This window comes from Hydrogenophaga sp. 2FB, assembly GCF_005503365.1.
Taxonomy (GTDB): domain Bacteria; phylum Pseudomonadota; class Gammaproteobacteria; order Burkholderiales; family Burkholderiaceae_C; genus Hydrogenophaga.
In genome coordinates, this window is record NZ_SCML01000004.1 from 162,875 (window position 1) to 175,045 (window position 12,171).

Annotated in this window: 12 protein-coding genes and 1 tRNA gene; 6 read left to right on the forward strand and 7 right to left on the reverse strand. The window is 62.9% G+C overall.

Annotation, left to right across the window (positions count from 1 at the left end; all coding sequences use genetic code 11):
• The first annotated feature begins 474 nt into the window (after positions 1-474).
• The 5 genes from FFS09_RS04020 (at position 475) to FFS09_RS04040 (ending at position 5,252) form a co-directional block, all read left to right on the forward strand.
• Positions 475-855, forward strand: a complete 381-nt coding sequence (locus tag FFS09_RS04020; RefSeq protein WP_137917560.1) for a hypothetical protein — start codon at positions 475-477, stop codon at positions 853-855.
• Complete coding sequence (locus FFS09_RS04025; RefSeq protein WP_137917561.1) at positions 852-1,040, forward strand: hypothetical protein; 189 nt, start codon at positions 852-854, stop codon at positions 1,038-1,040. The genes FFS09_RS04020 and FFS09_RS04025 overlap by 4 nt, the downstream gene beginning before the upstream one ends.
• A 96-nt stretch (positions 1,041-1,136) precedes the next feature.
• Complete coding sequence (locus FFS09_RS04030) at positions 1,137-2,045, forward strand: hypothetical protein (RefSeq protein ID WP_137917562.1); 909 nt, start codon at positions 1,137-1,139, stop codon at positions 2,043-2,045.
• Positions 2,046-2,287: 242 nt separating this feature from the next.
• Complete coding sequence (locus FFS09_RS04035) at positions 2,288-3,322, forward strand: hypothetical protein (RefSeq protein WP_137917563.1); 1,035 nt, start codon at positions 2,288-2,290, stop codon at positions 3,320-3,322.
• An 805-nt stretch (positions 3,323-4,127) separates the two neighbouring features.
• The gene (locus tag FFS09_RS04040) at positions 4,128-5,252 is read left to right on the forward strand and encodes a tyrosine-type recombinase/integrase (RefSeq protein WP_137917564.1); all 1,125 of its coding nucleotides are present in this window, start codon (positions 4,128-4,130) and stop codon (positions 5,250-5,252) included.
• 104 nt (positions 5,253-5,356) lie between these two features.
• On the opposite strand, the gene FFS09_RS04045 is transcribed toward FFS09_RS04040, so the two are convergent.
• Positions 5,357-5,433, reverse strand: a tRNA-Arg gene (locus FFS09_RS04045).
• A 214-nt stretch (positions 5,434-5,647) separates the two neighbouring features.
• On the opposite strand from FFS09_RS04045, the gene FFS09_RS04050 reads away from it, so the two are divergent.
• Positions 5,648-6,436, forward strand: a complete 789-nt coding sequence (locus FFS09_RS04050; protein WP_171019860.1) for a DUF4399 domain-containing protein — start codon at positions 5,648-5,650, stop codon at positions 6,434-6,436.
• A gap of 12 nt (positions 6,437-6,448) precedes the next feature.
• On the opposite strand, the gene FFS09_RS04055 is transcribed toward FFS09_RS04050, so the two are convergent.
• The 6 genes from FFS09_RS04055 to FFS09_RS04080 form a co-directional block, all read right to left on the reverse strand.
• Complete coding sequence (locus FFS09_RS04055) at positions 6,449-6,832, reverse strand: RidA family protein (RefSeq protein WP_137917566.1); 384 nt, start codon at positions 6,830-6,832, stop codon at positions 6,449-6,451.
• A gap of 17 nt (positions 6,833-6,849) precedes the next feature.
• Positions 6,850-7,926, reverse strand: a complete 1,077-nt coding sequence (selD, locus tag FFS09_RS04060) for a selenide, water dikinase SelD (RefSeq protein WP_137917567.1) — start codon at positions 7,924-7,926, stop codon at positions 6,850-6,852.
• A gap of 55 nt (positions 7,927-7,981) precedes the next feature.
• The gene (egtD, locus tag FFS09_RS04065; protein ID WP_137917568.1) at positions 7,982-8,983 is read right to left on the reverse strand and encodes an L-histidine N(alpha)-methyltransferase; all 1,002 of its coding nucleotides are present in this window, start codon (positions 8,981-8,983) and stop codon (positions 7,982-7,984) included.
• Between the two features lie 9 nt (positions 8,984-8,992).
• Positions 8,993-10,309 (reverse strand): ergothioneine biosynthesis protein EgtB, encoded by a 1,317-nt coding sequence (gene egtB / locus FFS09_RS04070; protein ID WP_137917569.1) that lies wholly within the window; start codon positions 10,307-10,309, stop codon positions 8,993-8,995.
• Positions 10,310-10,314: 5 nt separating this feature from the next.
• Positions 10,315-11,445, reverse strand: coding sequence for a PQQ-dependent sugar dehydrogenase (locus FFS09_RS04075; protein WP_137917570.1), 1,131 nt, complete (start codon positions 11,443-11,445; stop codon positions 10,315-10,317).
• 73 nt (positions 11,446-11,518) lie between these two features.
• Positions 11,519-12,103: an NnrU family protein gene (locus tag FFS09_RS04080; protein ID WP_137917571.1), complete on the reverse strand. Its 585-nt coding sequence runs from the start codon at positions 12,101-12,103 to the stop codon at positions 11,519-11,521.
• Between the last annotated feature and the right edge of the window lie 68 nt (positions 12,104-12,171).

A 12,171-nucleotide genomic window follows, 5' to 3' on the forward strand; every position in this document is an offset into this window, starting at 1 on the left:
CCATGAACGCAGTCACAACAGTTCGTGGTGATGTGAATACTTCAGAGGGACTCTTCACCGCAACCCATGCGAACACGCTCGCGCCGATTCTCCTCAGCAAGCTCTGCGGTCGCTCTGTTCAGCCAACGGATTCCACATATGGCCACCAAGATCCCCACAGCCATAAATATCTTTAGCAGATCTGGCGCCGTCATTTGAACTCCTGGTTGAACGCAATCATTCCAAAATATTTTAGGCGCCCATGCTCAGAAAGCAAGCTGAGCGCTGCGGAAGAGCGTGCATCTGCGAAGGGCATCACAACTTGGTTTGGTGAGGACTGACAGGGGCACTCACAAGGTGGTTCATTCATCGGATGTACTCAGCTTGCCATCGGCCTGCTAGGCGAGCTGCAGTCGACAAAAAATGACCGCCCCGCCTTGACATCAGGTCCTCTTGTGCGAACTTGGTCTGATCAATCACACGCAAGAGGAACGAATGACTCTCACACACCAAGAAGCGATTCGGGCCACGGCCTGGCGCCAAACCCTGAGACAGCACTTCGACGTTGCCGCGCTGAATCGATCTATCACCGGGGCGCCCCACTGGCTCTTGAAGTCGGTGTGCGGACGCAACCTGCTCATGCAGAAGCTGCGTCAATTGCGGCCCGGCCTGGGATTCTCGCTCTGGGCGACCCGCAGTGCATTGGATCCCCTGCTCGAGGCAATGGTCGACGAGCTTGGGCTGCGCACGATGCCGGAACCTAGCAACCTGCAAGAGCAGATTTGCTATCTGCGTTGGGCCGCTGCACGAATCATCTCGAGGGAGCCACTGCGCTTGCTTGGCCGAGGTTCCCTCCTCACAGGAGCTCGGGCATGAACTCCACTACCTGGCTGGTGCTCGGATTCTTGATTTTTGTTGGCGCAATCGCGTTTCAAGGTAACAGCAGCGCGAGAGGCCGATCATCACACTCTGATGACGACGATGACGACTCCTACAAGCAGATTCAAGATCAGATGGAGGAGGACCACCTGTACCGCCTCTGGCAGGACAGCGACTACTGATTCCGCCATGAAAAAGCCCGCAACGATAAGCCAAAGCCAAAAGGGGTGCGACTGGATTCGTGCGAAACAGGCCACCCTTCGGGCTGGAGAGATGCCATGAACGAAAAACCACAACCACCATTTGTGTGGTGTTTGAGCGAGATGGAACAAGGACGGCAAACCAGAGCTAATGGGAGCACGTCCCTTCACACAGGCGAGAACGCGATGGATCCCGGCGTACAAACCGCAGAGGATCTGGACCAACTTGCCGTCACGGCGACCCGGCTGGCCTACCGGCACCGCCAAAAAGTCACTTTCAATGAACTCTTGGCGATTCCCGCAGTGTTCAGCGAGATGGAGCATGTGGACGAAAAAAACAGCCCAGCTGTGCCGCCGCGCTCGACACATTGGGACATGGTTCAGGATGCCCTGCAAAATTGGGCACCCGAAGGCGTACGCACAAATGTCCTGCGCCGACTACCGTGGGTAAGCGAGCTTGAGCACTGGGAGCCTGAGACCACCCGCTTCTTGCTGGAACACGCGCTACCCGGAGGTGCGACGTTTCAGCATGAGCTGGCACTACCAGCACATCAACCCGCACACAGCCCAGCATCGAGCCTCGGCTTCATCCTGCTGGTGGCAAGCAGTGAACGAGGCTGGCCAACGCGATGGCTCCGCCGTGAGCAGGAGGGCGCGCGTCTCATAGCTGTCCTGAAATTTGTGCTCGAAATCGAAGGGGTATGTGTCGCGAAAGTGGGTGCGGTGTTACCCGCATCGGAAGCACTGACACAGGGTATCTGCGACTGGTTGACGCTGGAGATCGAGCTCTCAGGCCATGACACCTGGGATCTTCATCTCGACAGATGTAATGCAGATCGCAGGTGGATCCAGCTCGCGCGAGTTGGCGAGCCCGCGTCCAAGCTTCGCGTCCCCCTCCGGTCCCATCTGATTGGCTCGACGGGCCTGTCACGAATCGCCTCCCACATGGGCCTACTAGCCCCGCGCCACCCCGAGGTACGGCAGTGAAGCGCAGTCTTGAGATGTATCTGCCTGCGCTTGGCGTCTGTGGACTGACACTTGGCTATGTGGCCTGGCCTGGGACCGCGTGGGGAGGCGCCCTCAGCACCCTGCTGCCTTTCATGTGCGGACTTCAGCCAACGCGTCTGCGAGCTTTGGCAATCTCCGCTGGCTACTACCTTGGCGCGCTCGGCCCGTACGCCATCGGTGGACTCCTGGTCACACAGGACATCGATAGAGGGGAAAGGCTGATGACCACTTGCCTGGTTCTGGCCTTCTCTGCAGCGGCATGGTCGCTCACTGGTGGCCACCACACAACTACATTCCGGCGGTTCATCACATTGGTGGGCGTGTGGTTCGTGACACTCATCACGCCCATGAGCGGATGGGGTTTGGCACATCCGAGCCTGGGTTGGCTATTCATCGGCAAAGGCGGGATGGGCGTGCTGACCTTTGTCGCTACTGGCGTATTGACCTCGTTTTTGGTCACCGCCATCCGCAGAGAACGTGAGAAGCAGGCACCGGTGAGCGTGATCTCCGGGCGATCGCTCGCAGTTGCCATCTGCGCCACTGTGATTCTGGGCGGAACCTTCGATCAGACGGCTGCGCCAAGCCACTTAGGTCCTGTCGCAGCAGTGTCCGCCAATCGAACTCAGGGGGAGCTGTATAGCCCCGACGTGCAGCGTGAAAAAGCCCTGCGGCTTGAGGCGCTGCTCAGCAAGCTCGCCCTGGTTAACCTGCAGCATGAACCGATCCTGCTGGTGTTCACACCCCAAGGGTACTTCGGGGTGAATCTGTCCACAGACCGGCAGGTCGTCCTACAGGAACTTCGTACGGCAGTGACGCGCCACAAGATCGGATTGGTCGTGAACATGGCGACTACGACCTTACGCCCCCCGGCAACGTCTACTTCGGAGTGCACCGCCATGCTGCCGAGCACGATGGCAAACGCAGTCAAGTTCCGGAGCCAAACCTGCAGGGTCGAGGTGATAGCGACGGACCCATCTGCTCCAGCTCCCAGTAGCAGCGCTGGCGGGCGGGCGCCGCCAGTACGACTTGAAGTTGCTTATCAACAGTGGCCCCGGGATGAATTGAAGCCCTTTCTGGAACTCTGGCATGCAAGCGCGGCAGCAACCCATCCAGCGCGGATCGTCGTTTTGAGTATTGCGGACGGCACTCCTCGGAAGACTCACGCCAGCCGTTTCACGGCAAAACACGTCCTGTCGCTTGCCTGGGCCACACGCAATGGCTTTGTCGCCGAAACCATGAGACGCGGGCCAGCGTGAAACGCGATGGGCAGTTGGGGCAGGCGTGCGAGCACTGACAAGGGCCAGCGCGCAGGACTGGTCGTGATCGATTGACCAGGTTCGGTCAGCCCAATACATTTCTAGTCACCGTACGACAGTACGTGAAGGCACATGCCTTCCTTCAACTTGAGTTCACTGATTTTTATGAGTGAGCTCCACCCAGATCAGCGTTGTGACAAGTCTCGAATGAAAAGACTGGTCATGGTCGTCTGATTGATTCTGATTTGACCTAGATACCTGGGTCGGCGCACGCAAGTGCGTGAAGGCGAAATCCTTCAATCATCGCGAGCTAGCGGCCATTCACGCGCCAGCTTCGCACCGGCCGCCTTCTGCGCAGGCCACACGTCCTTTTACTGTCCCGCTCCTCGCAAGGCGGGTTTCTGATTTTTTCCTATTTCATCACTTGGGCAAGTTGTCTGTGCCCAGGCTCGGCTTTGCCTCACTGAGGCGCTTGCGTACTGCCGTGCTCTTGACAAGTTACTGACCTATGCAATCTTGATCAGAGAGAACTACACATGAAAGAAAAACCACGGCCCGACTTCGACGGTGAGTTCCATCGGTACTGCATGAACCGCCAGGGCGCCATTCAAGCACTTTGCGTCAAGCCAAGCTACTTCGACATGCACATCAGGCCGCGCCTGAGAACAGCAAAGAAAGGTACTTCTCTCCTGTTCCTTTGCGAAGAAGTGAAGGCGATCGCATACGAAATGTTCAATGCACCCGGCACTGAGCTCGCTCGCGCCGACGACATGCAGACGCAACCAGAAAAAACGAGTGCAACACCATGGGAAAAAAATCAACCGGCATCTACAAACGGCAAAACGGCAACTGGGTCGTCGATAAATTCGTCGAGCGCGTTCGGCTTTACCAAAGCTTTGAATCGTATGAAGACGCAGAAGCGTGGCTCACCCGGGAACTAGAGGCACTACGGCAGACGCGTGTCCATGGAGCCACCCCCCAGATCACCTTCGACCAAGCTGCTGGGCGCTTCATTGAAGAGAATGTGCATATGGCGTCAGTAGAGTCATCTGGCTATCACCTGAAGGCTGTGATGCCCTACATTGGCGACCTTCTGCTTGAGCAAGTTCACTCCGGAACACTGCAGCCTTTCATCGATGCTCGACGCGAGGCAAAGATCTCACACAAAACGATCAATTTGAGCTTGGGCGCGGTGCGCCGAGTCCTCAATCTGGCAGCGGGGACATGGCGCGATTCCGAGTCGGGCAAGCCCTGGCTGGTCTCTGCCCCCCTGATCACCATGTTGCCTTTGACAGGTCATCAGCGCCCGCCACGGCCGATCACTTGGGACGAGCAGGTGCTTTTACTGAAAGAGTTGCCGAAGCATCTTCGCGACATGGCGCTGTTTACCCTGCACAGCGGCGTGCGAGATGATGTGGTTTGTAATCTCCAATGGGCTTGGGAGATCCCAGTGCCGGAGCTCAACATCTCTGTTTTTGAGACTCCGCCAGAAAACGTCAAGGGGCGCCGCACTTCAAAGCTGGTGGTGTGCAACAGCATTTCTCAGGCCGTGATTGAGGAAGCACGCGGACATCACCCTACCCACGTTTTTGCGATGTCCTGGCGCCACCGTGCACTGGGACCAATCAAGGCCATGAACAACAGCGCGTGGCAAGCAGCGCGCTCAAGGGCTGGTCTGGGCGATCTGCATGTCCACGATCTTCGCCATACTGTGGGCATGCGACTGCGTGAGGCCGGCGTCAGTGAGTCGACCCGGCGGGACGTCCTGTGGCACAGCAATCGCTCCGTCACGGACCACTACTCAATGGCCCAGATTCGAGAGATCCATGAGGCCCTAGAGAAGATCACGCAGCCGACAAATGGCTGGAACAAGAGCCTCCAGGCACTGAAGGCAGAGCATGCGTTGCGAAAAGCCAGCAAGCAGGTGTAGGGCATCGGTTGCAGAGGAGGATTCCGAGTCCCGCAAAAGTCCCGCAGCAAAGAAAAACGGGTTAGCCCTTGTGGAGCTAACCCGTTGTTCTAGAACGTAAATTCTGGTGCGGCTGGCAGGAATTGAACCCACGACCCCTTGGTTCGTAGCCAAGTACTCTATCCAACTGAGCTACAGCCGCGAAGCCTTGCATTGTAGCAGCATTTTTTGGACTCTCCAAAAAGCGCAAAAACAAAAGCAAATCACGTTCGACGAGAACAGGCCAAATGGCCGGTCACATCCGTTCGATAGACTTGTGGACGAGTCTTGGAGCGGCGTTCAAGCCAGTCACATCGATGAACGCGCCTAAGGGAAGGGCTCACCATCCGATCCTCTTTCACGGACTACCCTCTCCAATGCACGCGCTCAAACACCTCGCCTATCTGCTTCTCGCCACGGCGTCCACACTCAGCGTCGCTCAGAGCAGCCCTCCCTCGAAACTGCATCCATGGCAAGCACCGCCGCCGCGTGCGAACTCCGAGGCCTACTTCACCAATCTCAAGGACGGCGACAGCATCGAGACGCCGTACGTGCTCAAGTTCGGTCTCTCGGGTGGTTGGGGTCTGGCGCCGATTGCCATCAAGGGCAGTGAACGCAGTGGTCACCACCACCTGCTGGTCAACCGCGACCTGCCGCTGAACTTCAAGGAAGCCCTGCCGTTCAACGACCAGTACATCCACTTCGGCAAAGGCCAGATGGAAACGGTGCTCACGCTGGCGCCCGGCACGTACACCCTGCGCATGCTGCTGGCCGATCAGAACCACCTGCCGCACTTCGTCTACAGCAAACCCGCCAAGATCACGGTCACGAAAAAGAACGACACCGATCCCAAGACCTTGTCGGTCAAGGGCATTGGCCTGCAAGTGGCGCAGCCAGTGGTGAAGCCGCCGTTCCGCGTCCAGTTTCACGCGTCGTCGTTCAACGTGGCGCAACGCGCGCAGCGGCTGGAAGGCAGCGGGCATTTCCGCCTGACGGTGGCGCCCGCCAGCGGCGCTCCGGCCGTCATCGATTTTTTCGATGGCCAGACCGAAGTCTGGCTGGCGCCCCCAGCGGGCAACTACAGCCTCAAGCTGGAACTGCTGGACAACATGGACACGAGCAAGCAACTGACCGCACCCACCACCACGCAGGTGCGCGTGGAGTGATGGCCACGGCGCTCAACGTGGCTTGAGCGCCGTCACTTCCACCTCGATCTTCATGCGCGGGTCGAGCAGGCCGGCCGTGATCATCATGGCCGCCGGCCGCGCGCGGCCCAGGTGCTTGCGCAGCACCGGCCAACAGGCTTCGAACAACGAAGCATCGGGCAGCACGTAGTTCACGCGCACCACGTCGTCCAGGCTGGCACCGGCCTCGCGCAGCGCCGCCGCGATGTTCTGAAAACACTGTTCGGCCTGCGCCACCACATCGTCGGCGATGGTCATGGTGGCGTAGTCGAAACCGGTGGTGCCCGAGACGAACACCCAATCGCCCGCGACCACGGCGCGCGAGTAGCCGATCTGCGCTTCGAAGGGCGAGCCGGAGCTGATGCGTTGGCGGTTCATGCGATGCGCCTTTCAGTTCACGCCACTTGCAAACGCACACCGTCGGCGCGCGCCGCGGTGATCTCGCCCACTTCGGCCACCGCGGCAAAACCTTGGGCACGAAACACCGCGAGCACGGCGTCCACCGCCTCGGGTGCGCAGGCCACGAGCAGGCCACCGCTGGTTTGTGGGTCGCTGAGCAAGGCCTGGTCCACCGGTTGCAGGCCTGCCCCAAGCGCCACCTCGTGACCGTAGGCCGCCCAGTTGCGACCCGACGCACCGGTGACCATGCCGCTCGCCGCGAGGCCGCGCACGCCGTCGATCAAGGGCACGCGTGCCATGTCCAGGCGCACCGTCGTGTTCGAGCCGCGCGCCATTTCCAGCGCGTGACCGGCCAGGCCGAAGCCAGTGACGTCGGTGAGCGCATGCACGCCGTCGAGCGCGGCCAGCGCCGGGCCGGGGGTGTTGAGCTGCGTTGTGTTCGCGATCATCTGCGCATAACCCGCGGGCGGCAGCGCGTCTTTCTTGAGCGCGGCGGACAACACGCCCACGCCGAGCGGCTTGCCCAATACCAGGCGGTCGCCGACTTTCGCATCGGCGTTGCGCTTGACGCGTCGGGGGTGCACCAGGCCGAGCGCGACCAGGCCGTAGATGGGTTCGACCGAGTCGATGGTGTGGCCACCCGCGATCGGGATGCCGGCCTCTCGGCACACGCTCTGTCCGCCCGCGAGGATCTTGCCGATGGTGTCGGTAGACAACACGTTGATCGGCATGCCCACCAGGGCCAGCGCCATGATGGGCGTGCCACCCATGGCGTACACGTCGCTGATGGCGTTGGTCGCGGCGATGCGACCGAAGTCGAACGGATCGTCGACGATGGGCATGAAGAAGTCGGTGGTGGCGATCAGCGCCTGCTCGTCGTTGAGGCGGTACACCGCCGCGTCGTCGGCGGTCTCGATGCCCACCAGCAGCTCGGGCGGGATCGGCATGCCGCTGGTGCCTTTGAGGATCTCGCTGAGCACGCCGGGTGCGATCTTGCAGCCACAGCCGCCTCCGTGCGAGAGGCTGGTGAGGCGGGGTTCCTGGCGTGTGGCAGGCGCGGTGGCAACGGTCATGGTGATGGGGGTTGGGCGGTGGTTCAACCCGCCATTGTGCGTGCGGACGCCGATGCTATGCCGGCGCCCAGAACACGCTGAACCAGCCGTTCGCGTCGGTCCAGTGCCGCGCCTCGCCAAAACCGGCTTCGCTCAGCAGCGCCATGAAGGCCTCGGGTTCCCACTTGTAGGAGTTCTCGGTGTGCACGCGTTCACCATCGTCGAAGTGGCGTTCGCCACCGCGCCAGCGCACGGTTTGCGCGCCGCTGGCCTGCAGGTGCATTTCGATGCGCGATTCGTCCGCGTTGAAGAGCACCTTGTGCTGCCATGCGGCCGGTGCGAAGTCTGCGCCGATGAGCCGGTTCACGTGCCGCAGCAGGTTGCGGTTGAACGCGGCGGTCACGCCCAGCGCGTCGTCGTACGCGGGTTCGAGCACGGCGCGCGGCTTGACGCGGTCCACACCGATCAGCAGGCCACCACCGGCACCGCCAGCTTCGCAAACTGCGTGCGCCTGGCACAGCAGCGCGAGCGCTTCGTGCGGCAGGAAATTGCCGATGCTCGACCCGGGGTAGAACACGATGCGCGCCTGCTGCGTGAGCCCGCGGTCACCCAACCAGTCATCGGCAGCAGGGCCGAGGTCGAAGCGGCTGGAAAAGTCCATGCCCAGACCGAGCATGGGCAGGTCGGGCTGGCGCTGTTGCAGGGCGGCGAGTGTGTCGCGCAGGTAGTCCACCGAGATGTCCACCGGGACATAGGCCGACGGTTGCAGCACCGGAAACAGGCGCGCGGCCTTGGCGCAACTGCCCGCGCCCAGATCGACCAGCACCGCGTCGTTCGGCACATGGCGCGCCATGTCGGCGCCGTGCTGCGCGAACACCGCCGCCTCGGTGCGCGTGGGGTAGTACTCGGGTAGTTCGGTGATGGCGTCGAACAGGCGCGAGCCGAGCGCGTCGTAGAAGAACTTCGGCGCGATGCGGGCCGGCGTCCGCAGCAGGCCGGCGATCAGCTCGGGGTGGGAAGCATCGGGACGCAACTGGTGCGTCTGGACGAAATGCGGCGCCTGGTCAATGAATCGCATGGCATGTCCTTAACGTGCGAGGCGCAAGCCGCTGAATTGCCAGCGCGCGTCGGTGGGAAAGAAGTTGCGGTAGCTGGCGCGCAGGTGCGACGCCGGTGTGGCGCACGAACCGCCACGCAGCACGGTCTGGTTGACCATGAACTTGCCGTTGTACTCGCCCACCGCGCCCTCGGCGGGCTGGAAGCCAGGGTAGGCGCTGTAGCTGCTGCGCGTCCATTCCCACACATCGCCGTGCATCTGCAGCAGGCCGCTGGCGTCGTTGCGCGCGGGCAGTGGATGAAACGCGGCACTGTCTTGCAGGTTGCCTTGCACCGGCAAGGGGGCCGCGGCGTTTTCCCATTCGGCCTCGCTGGGCAGGCGCGCTCCGGCCCACTCGGTGTGTGTGGCAGCGGCCCAGTGCGCGAAGGCGTCGGCCTCGAAGTGGCTGACGTGCGTGACCGGCGTGTGCGGGTCCAGCGGCGCTTCGCCGTGCAGCGTGAACACGCTCGGCAAGGCGTTGCCGTCTTGCGGCAAGGTCCAGTAGAGCGGCGCGCGCACGCCTTGGGCGCGCACCCAGTCCCAACCCGCGGCGAGCCACCAGCGCGGGTCGGTGTAGCCACCGTCTTGCACGAAGGCCCACCATTCGCCGTGCGTCACCAGGCGGTTCATCAAGGCATAGGGCTCGAGCCATTGGCGGTGGCGCGGCAGCTCGTTGTCGAAGGCGAAACCCTCGCCGGTGTGGCCGATCTCGATCAGCCCGCCCTGCTGTTCCACCCAACGCGGTGCGACGTTCGCCACCGACACCAGCGGCCAATGGCGCTGGTACGCCGGACGCAACGGGTTGAAGGACAGGAGGTGCTTGACGTCGGTGAGCAGCAGTTCCTGGTGCTGCTGCTCGTGGTGCAGGCCGAGTTCGATCAGGCGCAGGGCTTCAACGCTCTCGGTGCGGTCTATCAGCCGCGCAATGCGTTCGTCCACCTGCTCGCGCCAGCGCCACACCTCGGCCAGATCGGGGCGCGTGATCAGGCCACGTTGCGGCCGCGCGAACTGATCACCCACGCCGTTGTAGTAACTGTTGAAGAGCACGCGGAACGCGGGGTCAAAAGGCTCGAAGCCGGGCTCGAAGCGTTCGAGCACGAAGGTCTCGAAGAACCAGGTGACGTGCGCCAGGTGCCACTTGACCGGGCTGGCGTCGGGCATGGACTGGGCCTGGCAGTCTTCGGGCGAGAGCGGCGCGGCCAACGCGCGGCTGCGTTCACGCACCGCGGTGTAGTGGCGGGCCAGCCCCGCTCGGTCACTCTGAACAGGCGCACAAGGCGCGGCGACCGGGCGTGGCGTGGGATTCATGGTGGTCAACCTCGGGGCTTGAGCCGCAACAGCTGGCCGTCACGGTCGTCGGTGAGCAGGTAGATGAAGCCGTTGGGGCTTTCGCGCACGTCGCGCACGCGTTGGGCGAGATCGGGCAGCACTTTTTCTTCGCGCACCACACGATCACCCTCCACCACGAGACGCGCCACGTACTGGAACTTGAGCGAGCCCACGAGCAGGCTGCCTTTCCAGTCCTTGCCGTAGCGCTCGCTGGTCACGAAGGCCATGCCGGAAGGTGCGATGGAAGGCACCCAGTACTTCAGCGGTTGTTCCAGGCCGGCCTTGCTGGTGATGCCGTCGCCGATCTTGCCGCCGCCGTAGTTTTCGCCGTAGGTGATGATGGGCCAGCCGTAGTTCTTGCCGGCCGCGGCAACGTTGACTTCGTCGCCGCCTTGCGGGCCGTGTTCGACGGTCCACAGACGGCCATCGGGACCGATGGTGGCGGCCTGCATGTTGCGGTGGCCCAGGCTCCAGATCTCGGGCAGCGCGCCGCTGCGGCCCACGAAGGGGTTGTCGGGGTGCGCGCTGCCATCGGGGCGCACGCGCACGACCTTGCCGTGGTGGTTGTTCAAGGTCTGCGCGTCGGCCATGCGCTGGAAGCGGTCGCCCAGCGTGAGGAACAGGCTGCCGTCGTCGGCCTGTGCGATGCGGCAACCGAAGTGCAGCCGGCTGGCGAACTTCGGCTTCTGGCTGAAGATGACCTTCACGCCGTCCAGCGATCGGTTGTCGGCGGAGAGGCGGGCCGAGGCCAGCGCGGTCGAATTGCCGCCCAGCCCGGGTTCGCTGAAGCAGAAGTGCAGCGTGCGGTTGCGCGCGAAGTCGCGGTCGGCGACGAGGTCGAGCAGGCCGCCCTGCCCCACCGCGTCCACATCGGGCACGTTCTTGAGCGGCTCACCCAGGCGGCCATCGGCGCCGATGACGCGCATGCGGCCAGGCCGCTCGGTCACGACCATGCGGCCCTCGCCGATGAAGGCCACGGCCCAGGGGTTTTGCAGACCGCGGGCGACCACTTCGGTGGTGACGGTGGGCGATGGCGATTGCGCATGCGTGGCAAGGGCAAGCAGCGCTCCCGAAAGAAACAGCAACGGCAGCAGCGGGGAGTGGGTGCGTGTCATGGTGAAGGGAAGATGATGGCGGAAAAATGGGCGGTCATCTGTTGGAGCGCGCACAGAGCGAGGGTTCCCGGCCTCATCCCAGAGGATTCACGCCCAACAGCCAGGCATGCGCCCACCCCAGGAACACCGCGTAGATCGCCAGCCCGCCGACCACGGCGATCACGTCGTTGGCGCCGCTGCCCGGCAGCGCGGGCGGGCTGCGCAGCAGACCCGCGGCGGCGCGCCGTTTGACCGAGATGCGGTCGGCCACGGCCCAGGCCAGAAAGCCACCGAACAGCAACACGTCGGCCAGCGTGCCATTGGCCAGCAGGTGGGCCAGGGCCCAGCATTTCACCGACAGCAGCATGGGGTGCCGGGCGGCACGCTGGATGCGCCCGGGCAGGTAGGCCGCGATCAGCAGCACGAACACGGGCAGCATCAGGAGCAAGGCCAGGTGCCGCAGAGCGGCGGGCGGTGTGTAGAGCTGCACCGGCGCCTGCCGCGCCAGACCGTAGCCCCAGACGATGAGCGCCAGGCCCACGAAGGACACCAGCACGTAGACGCCCTTGTAGGTGTTCTCACCCACGCGCAGCGCCAGTGCGTTGCGCCCGCGCGGCGCCACGATGGACACCGAGTGCACGCCGAGGAACAACACCAGGCCGACGATCAACCACGTCATGGCAATCCCCTTCGCGGCAGCGGAACGTCCGCCACCCAAAGGGGCCACTGTAGCGCCGATGGCGCGGC

Bases quoted from the DNA above. Each gene is read 5' to 3' on its own strand.
- FFS09_RS04020 (WP_137917560.1), top strand. From the start codon at position 475: ATGACTCTCACACACCAAGAAGCGATTCGGGCCACGGCCTGGCGCCAA.
- FFS09_RS04025 (WP_137917561.1), top strand. From the start codon at position 852: ATGAACTCCACTACCTGGCTGGTGCTCGGATTCTTGATTTTTGTTGGC.
- FFS09_RS04030 (WP_137917562.1), top strand. From the start codon at position 1,137: ATGAACGAAAAACCACAACCACCATTTGTGTGGTGTTTGAGCGAGATG.
- FFS09_RS04035 (WP_137917563.1), top strand. From the start codon at position 2,288: ATGACCACTTGCCTGGTTCTGGCCTTCTCTGCAGCGGCATGGTCGCTC.
- FFS09_RS04040 (WP_137917564.1), top strand. From the start codon at position 4,128: ATGGGAAAAAAATCAACCGGCATCTACAAACGGCAAAACGGCAACTGG.
- FFS09_RS04050 (WP_171019860.1), top strand. From the start codon at position 5,648: ATGCACGCGCTCAAACACCTCGCCTATCTGCTTCTCGCCACGGCGTCC.
- FFS09_RS04055 (WP_137917566.1), bottom strand. From the start codon at position 6,832: ATGAACCGCCAACGCATCAGCTCCGGCTCGCCCTTCGAAGCGCAGATC.
- selD (WP_137917567.1), bottom strand. From the start codon at position 7,926: ATGACCGTTGCCACCGCGCCTGCCACACGCCAGGAACCCCGCCTCACC.
- egtD (WP_137917568.1), bottom strand. From the start codon at position 8,983: ATGCGATTCATTGACCAGGCGCCGCATTTCGTCCAGACGCACCAGTTG.
- egtB (WP_137917569.1), bottom strand. From the start codon at position 10,309: ATGAATCCCACGCCACGCCCGGTCGCCGCGCCTTGTGCGCCTGTTCAG.
- FFS09_RS04075 (WP_137917570.1), bottom strand. From the start codon at position 11,445: ATGACACGCACCCACTCCCCGCTGCTGCCGTTGCTGTTTCTTTCGGGA.
- FFS09_RS04080 (WP_137917571.1), bottom strand. From the start codon at position 12,103: ATGACGTGGTTGATCGTCGGCCTGGTGTTGTTCCTCGGCGTGCACTCG.